10 protein-coding genes are annotated in these 10,955 nt (G+C 68.1%); 8 read left to right on the top strand and 2 right to left on the bottom strand.

Translation table 11 applies throughout. The features are described from left to right. Positions 1–46: 46 nt before the first annotated feature. Positions 47–727 carry a YqaJ viral recombinase family protein gene (locus ACLF6J_RS13405; RefSeq protein WP_134352045.1) on the bottom strand — a complete coding sequence of 227 codons (681 nt, stop codon included), beginning with the start codon at positions 725–727 and terminating at the stop codon, positions 47–49. A gap of 277 nt (positions 728–1,004) precedes the next feature. Between ACLF6J_RS13405 and ACLF6J_RS13400 the strand changes: the two genes are divergently transcribed. The 3 genes from ACLF6J_RS13400 (at position 1,005) to rplL (ending at position 3,258) form a co-directional block, all read left to right on the top strand. Then, positions 1,005–1,988 (top strand): type IV toxin-antitoxin system AbiEi family antitoxin domain-containing protein, encoded by a 984-nt coding sequence (locus tag ACLF6J_RS13400; RefSeq protein WP_134352043.1) that lies wholly within the window; start codon positions 1,005–1,007, stop codon positions 1,986–1,988. Positions 1,989–2,337: 349 nt separating this feature from the next. After that, positions 2,338–2,826 carry a 50S ribosomal protein L10 gene (rplJ, locus tag ACLF6J_RS13395; RefSeq protein WP_017829129.1) on the top strand — a complete coding sequence of 163 codons (489 nt, stop codon included), beginning with the start codon at positions 2,338–2,340 and terminating at the stop codon, positions 2,824–2,826. 48 nt (positions 2,827–2,874) lie between these two features. Further along, positions 2,875–3,258, top strand: coding sequence for a 50S ribosomal protein L7/L12 (rplL, locus tag ACLF6J_RS13390; protein ID WP_017829128.1), 384 nt, complete (start codon positions 2,875–2,877; stop codon positions 3,256–3,258). 79 nt (positions 3,259–3,337) lie between these two features. Here rplL and ACLF6J_RS13385 read toward each other — a convergent pair whose 3' ends face one another. Continuing rightward, entirely contained in the window at positions 3,338–4,342 is a 1,005-nt protein-coding gene (locus tag ACLF6J_RS13385) for a LacI family DNA-binding transcriptional regulator (RefSeq protein ID WP_134352041.1), read from the bottom strand. 285 nt (positions 4,343–4,627) lie between these two features. On the opposite strand from ACLF6J_RS13385, the gene ACLF6J_RS13380 reads away from it, so the two are divergent. The 5 genes from ACLF6J_RS13380 (at position 4,628) to ACLF6J_RS13360 (ending at position 10,862) form a co-directional block, all read left to right on the top strand. Next, complete coding sequence (locus ACLF6J_RS13380) at positions 4,628–5,944, top strand: ABC transporter substrate-binding protein (protein ID WP_047522129.1); 1,317 nt, start codon at positions 4,628–4,630, stop codon at positions 5,942–5,944. A gap of 102 nt (positions 5,945–6,046) precedes the next feature. Further along, the gene (locus ACLF6J_RS13375; protein ID WP_131491375.1) at positions 6,047–7,186 is read left to right on the top strand and encodes a carbohydrate ABC transporter permease; all 1,140 of its coding nucleotides are present in this window, start codon (positions 6,047–6,049) and stop codon (positions 7,184–7,186) included. Beyond that, the gene (locus ACLF6J_RS13370; protein WP_134352039.1) at positions 7,183–8,145 is read left to right on the top strand and encodes a carbohydrate ABC transporter permease; all 963 of its coding nucleotides are present in this window, start codon (positions 7,183–7,185) and stop codon (positions 8,143–8,145) included. The genes ACLF6J_RS13375 and ACLF6J_RS13370 overlap by 4 nt, the downstream gene beginning before the upstream one ends. Positions 8,146–8,243: 98 nt before the next feature. Beyond that, positions 8,244–9,620 (top strand): cystathionine beta-synthase, encoded by a 1,377-nt coding sequence (locus ACLF6J_RS13365; protein ID WP_134352037.1) that lies wholly within the window; start codon positions 8,244–8,246, stop codon positions 9,618–9,620. A 75-nt stretch (positions 9,621–9,695) separates the two neighbouring features. Further along, complete coding sequence (locus ACLF6J_RS13360; RefSeq protein WP_134352035.1) at positions 9,696–10,862, top strand: cystathionine gamma-synthase; 1,167 nt, start codon at positions 9,696–9,698, stop codon at positions 10,860–10,862. Positions 10,863–10,955 lie beyond the last annotated feature (93 nt).

Here is a 10,955-nt window from a genome sequence, read left to right as displayed (position 1 = left end):
GGGCCCTGCTCCGCCGCGCAGGGGTGCGCGAGGGGGTCGGCGAGCGTCAGTCGGCGAGGGCCAGCGCGCGGAAGGCGTCTCGTTCGCGCAGCTGCTCGCGGCGGCTCACCGCAGGGTCCGCGGTCCGAATCGGGACCTGTTGGCCGGTCGTGCGCCGATAGAGCTCGTCGATGAGATCGGTCGCGAGGCCGACGAGCTTGGCGATCTCACGGTCGTCCCGGTCGATCCACACGCACCGGGGCTCGTCGTGGATCGGGGCGAAGTCGACGTGCTCCTCCCACACGAACAGCGTCCGCTCGGCGCCGAGCACGTGCTGCTGCCACCACACCTGGCGCAGGTAGGTGCGTGGGATCCCGCGGAACGCCTTGTTCGTCGTCTTGATCTCGGCGAGCTTCACGCGGCCTTCGGCATCGACCGCGATCCCGTCGGGCGTGGCGAGGTGGCGGTGCTCGACCTCGGCGCGGAAGAGGGCGGAGGAGGGGAGGATGCCGTGGGTCGCGGCGACCCAGGCGGCGATCTCGGGTTCGCGCCGGCGACCGTGGTCGGTGTACGCGTTGCCGCCGAAGCGCGGGCCGCCGCCGAGCTTCGAGTCCGCAGCCCGGGCGATCGACCTCTCGGAGGTGAGTCCGGCGACGTCGGTGGCCGTGATCCCGCGCGAGCGGGCCCGCATCCATGCCACGCGATCGCGAGAGTCCGCGACGATGCGTGCAGCGAGTTCCGGGGTCACCCTTCGACCCTAACCCCGCTCGCCGACCCTTCCTCTCCCACACGCCGTCCTCCCTCCCGCCCCCGCCCCGTCCCTCCCCGTCCCTCCTCGTTTCGGTCGACGCCCCCTCTGCTCGTCCGCGCCCCCGCGTGCTTGCGCGATTCAGCGGGGGTGCGGACGGTCAGCGGGGGCGTGGGGCGGTGGTGACTGTTCCTGCACCAATCGGTCGACGTCGAGACCTGGGATCGGCCCTGTGAGCGACGGTGGCAGGGGGTGACGGAGGCCTCACGATGACGGGATGCCGAACAGGATCGATATCACCGACGTCCGCTCGCTCCTCAGGACGCGGGGCGAGTTGCTCGTGAAGGGGCACACGGAACGGGAGATCGGATCGCGTGTCGCTGCGGGGTCCCTCCGCCGAGTGCGCCGGGGTCGCTACGTCGAGGCCGACCGATGGGACGGGCTCTGGAACGAGGGGCGTCATCTCGTCGAGGTGGTTGCGACCGCTCTCAACTCCGACGGTCCGGGGCCGGTGTTCTGGGGGCCGTCCGCCGCGGTCCTGCACGGCCTTCCGTTGTATCGGCTGGCGCCCCGGAAGGTGCATGTGGTCATCGCCGGGGCCCGGCATGGGAGGACCCGGTCCGGGGTGATGTGGCACGACGTCGAGGTTCCTCCCGCGGAGGTCGTCGACGTCGATGGCATCAGGTGTACGTCGCTCGACCGCACGATCCTCGACCTGGCCTGCTCGACCCGCGAGGAGGTCGGATTGTCCGCCGCGGATGCCGCCCTCCGTCGCGAGGCCGTCTCGGGTCAGGTCCAGGACTCCGGGGCGGTCGAGGGCTGGCGGGCACGGATGATGGTGCGAGCGCTCCTCTCGCACTCGCGGGGCGTGCGCCGGGCGCGACGGGTGATCGAGTTCGCCGACGGACGCGCACAGCTGCCGGGTGAGAGCGTCAGCCGTCTGCAGCTGCACAGGCTCGGCTTCGCGGCGCCCGAGCTGCAGGTGCACGTGCGCGGGCCGGGAGGCGAGGACTACTGGGTCGATTTCGGGTTCCGTCGCTCGCACTGTTTCGGCGAGTTCGACGGAGAGGACAAGTACCGCGACGCCATCCTTCGCCGAGGACGGAGCGTCGAGGAGGTCGTGCTCGAGGAGAAGCGCCGGGAGGACGCGATCCGAGGGGTGACCGGATGGCGGATGGTCCGGTGGGGGTCGTCCGACATCGCCTCCCCGGATGCGCTCGGCGCCACGCTCTCCGCGTACGGCATCCGCCCTCCCGGGTAGCCCGCGTCGACGCCCCCGCACGCCGCCGAGACCCCGTCGGGTTCGCAGGGCGCAGGAGGGGCCCCGGCGCTCAGAGGGGGCGTCGGCATTCGGAGGCCGGGTAAGGGGACGGGAGGGGAGAGTGGATTTGGGGGAGGGGGAAGCGTCGGGTACAGTTGTCGTAACCGAAGACCGCTGGTCATCGTCGTGAGCACATGCGCACAACGATCGAAGCTCTGCACAGCAGGGGCCCGCGCAGGACACGAACTTTCCAAAGCTCCGTGCGCTTGCGCCGGAGCTTTTTCTATGCAGGTGGTCCAGGTCGGCGCCCCACCACCGTGCGGCGCCTCGTACACACCAAGGAGTGACCATGGCGCAGAAGGATGCATCGGTCGCCGAGCTCACGAAGTCATTCGAGAACTCGACTGCCGTTCTGCTGACCGAGTACCGCGGTCTGACGGTTGCCCAGCTCAAGGAGCTGCGCAACAGCATCCGTCAGGACGCTGAGTACGCCGTGGTGAAGAACACGCTGACCAAGATCGCCGCCAACAAGGCTGGCATCTCCGCGCTGGACGACGACCTCAAGGGTCCGTCGGCTGTCGCGTTCGTGCACGGTGACTTCGTCGCCACCGCCAAGGCTCTGCGTGACTTCGCCAAGGCCAACCCGCTTCTCGTGATCAAGTCCGGCATCTTCGAGGGCAACGCCCTCACCGCGGACGAGGTCAACAAGTACGCCGCGCTCGAGAGCCGTGAGGTTCTGCTGGCGAAGGCTGCGGGCATGATGAAGGCGACGATGGGCAAGGCTGCCGCCACCATCGACGCTCTTCGCGAAAAGCTGGAGACCGCAGAGGCCGCGTAAGCGACCTGCGATCTCGTCTACAAACCCCATCTATCTAGGAGATACATCATGGCGAAGCTTTCCACCGAGGAACTGCTCGAGCAGTTCGCCGGCCTGACCCTCATCGAGCTCAACGAGTTCGTGAAGGCGTTCGAGGAGAAGTTCGAGGTCACCGCTGCTGCTCCCGTCGCCGTTGCCGGCGCTGCGGGTGGCGCAGGTGCTGCAGAGGCTGAGGAAGAGAAGGACTCCTTCGACGTCATCCTCGAGGCCGCTGGCGACAAGAAGATCCAGGTCATCAAGACCGTCCGCGAGCTCACCTCGCTGGGTCTCGGCGAGGCCAAGGCCGTCGTCGACGGTGCCCCGAAGGCCGTCCTCGAGGGCGCCAACAAGGAGACCGCCGAGAAGGCCAAGGCTGCTCTCGAAGAGGCCGGCGCGACGGTTACCCTCAAGTAATCACGCTTCAGCGTTTTCTGCGAAGGCCCCGGGTTCGCCCGGGGCCTTCGTGCGTTCCGGGGCGCGCGCGTGGCCGCCGTCAGCGCGGGGGAGCGGTCGAGTTGCGCACCACGAGGGCGGAAGCGGCAGCCACACGCTCCTGCGGAGCGTCCGGCCGGTCGATCCGCTGCATCAGCAGGCGAACGGCTTCGTGACCCTGTTCTCTCGGGGACTGCCCGATCGTGGTGAGGGCGAACATGTCCGCGTGCTCGTGGTCATCGATACCCACGACGCTGAGCTCGGTGGGGACGGCGATGCCCAGGCGGCGGGCGGCGATGATCGCGCCGATGGCGGCCTCGTCGCACACGCCCACGATCGCGGTCGGTCGGTTTCGCCGATCGCCGAGCAGCCCCGCCGCCGCAGTGTAGCCCCCGGGCATGGTCGGGGCAGTGCCCGCGACCCGGGCGTGCGAAGCGAGTCCCGCGGCGCTCAGCGCGTCGCGGTAGCCGTCGAGCCGCCGCGTGTCACCGAAGCTCCGTCCCATCGCGTCTGTCGGGCCGCCGACGAAGGCGATCTCGGTGTGGCCGAGCTCGATCAGATGCTCGGTCGCGATGCGTGCGGCCGCCGCATCATCGATCGAGACCGCGCTCGAGCCCTCGCCGTAGGGCCCGACGCTCACCAGCGGCCTTCCGGTGCGCTGCAGGCGCTCGAGCTCATGCGCGCTCGGCTGGATGCCGACGGCGATGATCCCGTCGAAACGACGGCCGGGCAGCACGCTCTCGAACAGCCGTTCCCTGGTCTGCGACCCCTCGGGCACCCCGTAGAGGGAGAGGTCGTAGTCGAGGGCGAACAGCGACTCCTGGATCCCGGCGAGGAGTTCGGCGAAGAACCAGCGGTCGACGGGTGGCATGACGATCCCGACCGTCTGCGTCCGCCCCGTCGCGAGACTCGTCGCGGAGGAGTGCGCGACATAGGCGAGTTCGCGGGCGGCGACCTCGACGCGCGTCCGCGTCTCGTCCGAGACATAGCCCCGTCCGCTCAGGGCGCGGCTCGCCGTGGCCTTCGACACCCCGGCACGCGACGCGACATCCGCGATCGTGCTCATCGGTCCTCCTCGACCTGATCACGCGGTTTCGTGGGCGGCGGCGTAGCGCGCGCCGGGTGTCAGCGTAGCCCGCGGACGGGGAAAAAGGAACCGGTTCCAGGCCTGAAGTGAGGGAGCGCTCCCAAACTCGGAGGTTCCGTGCGCCGAATGGTTGCGAGCTTGTGACCCTTGCGTGTTGTGCGGGGGTGCACAGGGACAGTAGGTTGGCCTGGAATCGGTTCCCTAACGATGCCGCGGGGTGGCGTCGCACCAGGAGGGAACCTGTACTCGAAGAGGAGAATTCACATGGCTCTGTCACAGCGTTCCCGGCGTTACGCGCCGATCGCCCTGCTGGGGGTCGCGGGCATCGCGCTCGCAGGCTGCGGGGCTCCCGGCGGTGCGCCGGGCACAGACGGTGGTGATGGTGGCGACGCCACTGTCACGATCTACGGCACGATCGTCGACTCGGAGGCGGAGCTCCTCCAGGAGTCCTGGAAGGACTGGGCCGACGAGAACGGCATCACCATCAAGTACGAGGGCAGCCAGGACTTCGAGACGCAGCTCGGTACCCGCGCACAGGGCGGGAACCCGCCGGACATCGCGATCTTCCCGCAGCCCGGTCTGTTCGCCGACTTCGCCAAGCGCGACTTCCTCAAGCCTGCTCCCGAAGAGGTCGAGAAGAACGCCAACGAGTACTGGACCGAGGACTGGGTGAACTACGGCACCGTCGACGGCACCTTCTACGGGGCGCCGCTGATGGCCAACGTCAAGGGCTGGATCTGGTACTCGCCGGCGAAGTTCGCGGAGTGGGGCGTCGAGGTTCCGAAGACGCTCGACGAGATGTCCGCGCTGACCGAGACGATCCAGACGGCGACCGGTACTCCCGCGTGGTGCGCCGGTTTCGAGTCCGGAACGGCGACCGGCTGGCCGGGAACGGACTGGGTCGAGGACTACGTGCTGCGTCAGTCCGGCCCGGACGTCTACGACCAGTGGGTCACCAACGACGTCAAGTTCACCGACCCGCAGATCAAGTCGGCGTTCGACTCGGTCGGCGAGATCCTGCTGAACCCGGCGAACGTGAACGCCGGTTTCGGCGACGTGCGCTCGATCAACTCGACCGCATTCGGTGACGTCGCTCCCGCCCTCGCCGAGGGCACGTGCGCACTGACCCACCAGGCGTCCTTCCTCTCCGGCTTCTTCCCGGAGGGCACGGAGATCGCTGAGGACGGCGACATCTGGGCGTTCATGCTCCCGGGTGAGTCCGAGGGTGACACGGCCGTGACCGGTGCCGGTGAGATCGTCGGCGGGTTCAGCGACTCCGAGGCGACCCAGAAGGTGCTCGCGTACCTGTCCAGCCCCGAGTGGGCGAACAGCCGCGTCAGCCTCGGTGGCGTCACGTCCGCCAACAACGGACTCGACCCTGCGAACGCGAAGGACCCGATCCTCCAGGAGACCATCAAGATCCTGCAGGACCCGGACACGACCTTCCGCTTCGACGCGTCCGACCTGATGCCTGGTGCCGTCGGCGCCGGGACCTTCTGGAAGGGCATGGTCGCGTGGGTCAACGGCACCTCGACCGATGAGGTGCTCACGCAGATCGAGACCGGCTGGCCGAGCAGCTGATCCGGGGGAGGGGTCGTCCCGCACGGGGCGGCCCCTCAGCCCCCGCGGCGCGCACACCGACGTGCGCGCCGGTGATCCGGTCCGCGTGATGAAGGGGAATCCGTGAACGCGACTAATTTCTTCCGTTGGATCGGCTCGCTCCCGCCGGTCCTGCAGGCCGTCGCCGTGGTCATCGCTTTCGCGGTGGTCGTGGCGATCATCCTGCTCCTGGTGGACATCGCTCCGCGCAGGGGAAAGCTCTACACCTTCGTCCGATTGGCGATGTGCCTGCTCATCCCCCTCGTGGTGATGTTCTTCTTCAACTCCTATTACTGGGCGATGGGAGTGGCCGTCGCCGTCGGCGCTCTGTTCTTCTGGCTCGACTATCGCTCCCGCGATGGCGCGGGGTATCTGATCCAGCTCGTGGCCTTCATGGCTCCGGCGCTGCTGCTGCTGCTCGTCGGCCTCGTCCTGCCGTCGATCCAGACGATGTTCTCGTCGTTCATGAACTCCTCGGGCAACGAGTTCGTCGGTCTGAACAACTACCTGTGGATCTTCACGCAGTCCGACGGCATCACGGCCGTGATCAACACGATCGTCTGGGTGCTCCTGGTGCCGACGGTCTCCACGATCGTCGGCCTCGCCTACGCGGTGTTCATCGACCGCACCCGCGGCGAGAAGATCTACAAGGTCCTGGTCTTCATGCCGATGGCGATCTCCTTCGTCGGGGCGAGCATCATCTGGCGATTCATCTACGAGTACCGCGGGCCGCAGTACGAGCAGATTGGTCTCCTCAACCAGATCCTCGTGTGGCTCGGGGGCACGCCGCAGCAATGGCTGCTCAATGAGCCCTGGAACAACCTGTTCCTGATCGTCGTGCTCATCTGGGTGCAGACCGGTTTCGCGATGGTCGTGCTGTCGGCATCGATCAAGGGAGTGCCGGCGGAACTGCTGGAGGCGGCGGAGCTGGACGGCGCGAACGCCTGGCAGCGGTTCGTGTCGGTGACCGTCCCCGCGATCCGCCCCGCGCTCATCGTGGTCCTCACGACCATCTCGATCGCATCGCTGAAGGTGTTCGACATCGTGCGGACGATGACCGCCGGTAACTACGGCACCTCGACTCTCGCGAACGAGATGTACACGCAGTTCTCGAAGTTCGAGGCGGGGCGCAGTGCCGCGCTCTCCGTCATCCTGTTCATCCTGGTGCTGCCGATCGTGATCTACAACGCACGCCAGATCAAGAAGCAGCGGGAGATCCGATGACCGACACCGTGAAGTCAGACGCCGCCCTCAGCACGCGCGCGATCACCACCGGCGGCGGGTTCGAGGGCGCCGCAGGCCGCACTCGCAAGAAGCTGTCCCGGCCGTGGGCATCGGTGGCGTCCATCGTCATCGCGTTCCTGTGGACGATCCCGACGCTCGGACTGTTCATCTCGTCGTTCCGGCCGCGGGATCAGATCCAGACCACGGGATGGTGGACGTTCTTCGCCGATCCGCAGGTGACGATCGAGAACTACGTCGACGTGCTGCAGTCCGGCACGACGCAGCTCACCATCCTGGAGTCGTTCGTCAACTCGATCGCGATCACGATCCCGGCGACCATCGTGCCGCTGATGATCGCTTCCATGGCGGCCTACGCGTTCGCCTGGATCGACTTCAAGGGCCGCAACGCGCTGTTCATCTTCGTGTTCGCGCTGCAGATCGTGCCGATCCAGATGGCCCTGGTGCCGTTGCTGAGTTCGTTCTCCCGCGGGCTCAACCTCTTCGGGCTGCAGGTCACACTGCCGCTCGATGCGTCCCAGGGCTACGCGCAGGTGTGGATCGCGCACTCGATGTTCGCGCTTCCGCTGGCGATCTACCTGCTGCACAACTTCATGTCGGAGATCCCCGGCGAGATCATCGAGGCCGCACGCGTCGACGGTGCATCCCGCGGGCAGATCTTCTTCCGTGTGGTGCTTCCGCTGACGATGCCGGCGATCGCCTCGGTCGCGATCTTCCAGTTCCTCTGGGTCTGGAACGACCTGCTCGTGGCGCTGGTGTTCGCCGACGGAGCCGCGGCGCCGATCACGAAGCTGTTGGCCGAGATCACGGGCACGCGAGGAAACGACTGGTACCTGCTCACGGCAGGCGCCTTCGTCTCGATCATCGTGCCGCTGATCGTGTTCTTCGCCCTCCAGCGCTACTTCGTCCGCGGCCTGCTGGCCGGATCGACGAAGGGCTGACACACTTCGGAAGACAGAGGGGCCTTTCGTGAGAACGGATGCCGCGGTCGGGAGAAACACAACCCCGCCCGCGGCATCCGCGCGTCTACCCTGAAGGCATGAAGTACGCAGACTCCATCGTCGACCTCGTCGGCGACACGCCCCTCGTGAAGCTCCGTCACGTCACCGAGGGCGTCGCGTGCACGGTCCTCGTGAAGCTCGAGTACCTGAACCCGGGCGGCTCGTCGAAGGATCGGATCGCCGCGCGGATCATCGACGCCGCCGAAGCCGCCGGCGACCTGAAGCCGGGCGGGACGATCGTCGAACCGACCAGCGGCAACACCGGTGTGGGTCTGGCGCTCGTGGCCCAGCAGCGCGGCTATAAGTGCGTGTTCGTGCTGCCCGACAAGGTGGGCGAGGACAAGATCGACGTGCTGCGCGCGTACGGGGCGGAGGTCGTGGTGACGCCGACCTCGGTCGCGCCCGACAGCCCGGAGTCGTATTACAGCGTGAGCGATCGACTGGCGCGGGAGATCCCCGGCGCGTTCAAACCGAACCAGTACGAGAACCCGAACGGCCCGCGCAGCCACTACGAGACCACGGGTCCGGAGATCTGGCGCGACACCGACGGCGGGGTCACGCACTTCGTCGCGGGGGTCGGCACGGGCGGCACGATCACGGGCACCGGTCGCTACCTGCGGGAGATCTCGGAGGGCCGGGTGCGGATCGTCGGTGTCGACCCCGAGGGCAGCGTGTACAGCGGGGGTACCGGACGGCCGTACCTCGTCGAGGGCGTGGGGGAGGACATCTGGCCGGGCGCCTACGACCCCACCGTGCCGCACGAGATCGTCGCGGTCGGCGACGCCGACGCCTTCGCGATGACGCGGCGCCTCGCCCGCGAGGAGGGCATCCTCGTCGGCGGATCCAGCGGGATGGCGGTGGTCGGTGCGCTGCGCGTCGCACGGGACCTCCCGGCGGATGCCGTCATGGTCGTGCTGCTGCCCGACGGAGGCCGCGGTTACCTGGGCAAGATCTTCAACGACGGATGGATGCGCTCCTACGGGTTCAGCGAAGTGGAGGACGGGGAAACCGTCGCCGACGTGCTCGCGGCACGTCCGCACAGACGGGGAGCGGCGATCCCGGACCTCGTGCACGCCCACCCGACCGACACCGTGCTCGAAGCCATCGGCATGATGACCGAGTACGACGTCTCGCAGTTGGTCGTGCTCAGCGCCGAGCCGCCCGTCATGATGGGCGAGGTGCTCGGCACGGTCGACGAGAAGGGGCTGCTCGACCTGCTGTTCCGCGGCGAGGCGAACGCGACCGACGCCGTGGGGGCACACGTGGGGGAGCGGCTTCCGCTCGTCGGCATCCACGCCTCGGTCGCACAGGCGCGGGCCGCGCTCGCCGAGGCCGACGCGCTGCTGGTGACGGAGGACGGCAAGCCGCACACGGTGCTGACCCGTCAGGACCTGCTCGCGTACCTGTCCCGTTGACGTCTTCCGAGGAGCGGGGCGACCCGTGGCGTAACGGGACGTCCGCGGCTCCGGGCGCGGACGTAGGCTGAGGTCATGTCCGACCACGCCTTCGCCACCCGCGCCATCCACGCAGGACAAGCCGCCGACCCGACGACGGGGGCGATCATCCCGCCGATCTACCAGTCCTCCACGCACGTGCAGGACGGCATCGGCGGCTTCCGCGAGGGTTACGAGTACAACCGTGCGGGCAACCCCACGCGTTCCTCCCTGGAGACCCAGCTCGCGGCTCTCGAAGGCGGAGTGAGCGCGCTCTCCTTCGCCTCGGGGCTCGCGGCGGAGGACGCCCTGCTGCGGGCAATCCTGAAGCCGGGGGACCACGTCCTGCTCGGGAACGACGTGTACGGCGGCACCTACCGGCTGCTCACCCGGGTGCTGGCTCCCTGGGGTGTGGAGACGACGACGGTCGAGCTCTCGGACGTGGACCTGCTCCGTGCCGCGATCCGTCCGGAGACGAAGATCGTGTGGCTGGAGACGCCGAGCAACCCTCTGCTGAAGATCGTCGACATCGCCGTGATCACCGAGCTCGCGCACGCGGCCGGTGCGATCGTGGTCGTGGACAACACCTTCGCCTCTCCTGCGCTGCAGCAGCCCCTCGCGCTCGGTGCCGATCTGGTCGTGCACTCCACGACGAAGTACCTGGGCGGGCACTCCGACGTGCTCGGCGGTGTGGTCGTGTTCGGCGATGACCGCTACGTCGAGCAGGTCAAGTTCCAGCAGTTCGCCGTGGGTGCGGTGTCCGCGCCGATGGATGCGTGGCTGACGACCCGTGGCATCAAGACACTCGCGCTGCGCATGCGGCAGCATTCCGAGAACGCGCAGGCGATCGCGGAGTGGGCGGCGGCGAAGCCGGAGTTCTCGCAGGTGTACTTCCCGGGACTCGCCTCGCACCCCGGGCATGAGATCGCCGCCGCGCAGATGAGCGGTTTCGGCGGCATGCTGTCGCTCGGCCTCGCAGCCGGCGCCGACGCTGCCCGTGCCTTCGCCGAGAGCACCTCGGTGTTCCAGCTCGCCGAGTCGCTCGGCGGCGTGGAGTCGCTCATCGGCTATCCGTCGGACATGACGCATGCGTCGGTGCGCGGAACGGAGCTCGCCGTCCCGGAGAACGTCGTGCGGCTCTCCGTCGGCATCGAAGACCTCGGAGATCTGATCGCCGACCTGGACGAGGCGCTGGCGCGCGTGAGGCGCGTGCGGGAGCAATAACGCGCCTGCGGGGTCGTTGCGAGGGACGTATTTGATCCCGCGACGGGGGAGACGGACGCGCTAGCATGGGGGCTTCCCCTTGGCGAAACGATT

The sequence above is a fragment of the Microbacterium sp. IO18 genome (genome assembly GCF_049099505.1).
Taxonomy (GTDB): domain Bacteria; phylum Actinomycetota; class Actinomycetes; order Actinomycetales; family Microbacteriaceae; genus Microbacterium; species Microbacterium aurugineum.
The sequence above is the reverse complement of the archived record's forward strand: the minus strand, read 5'-3'. Positions and strand labels throughout refer to the sequence as shown.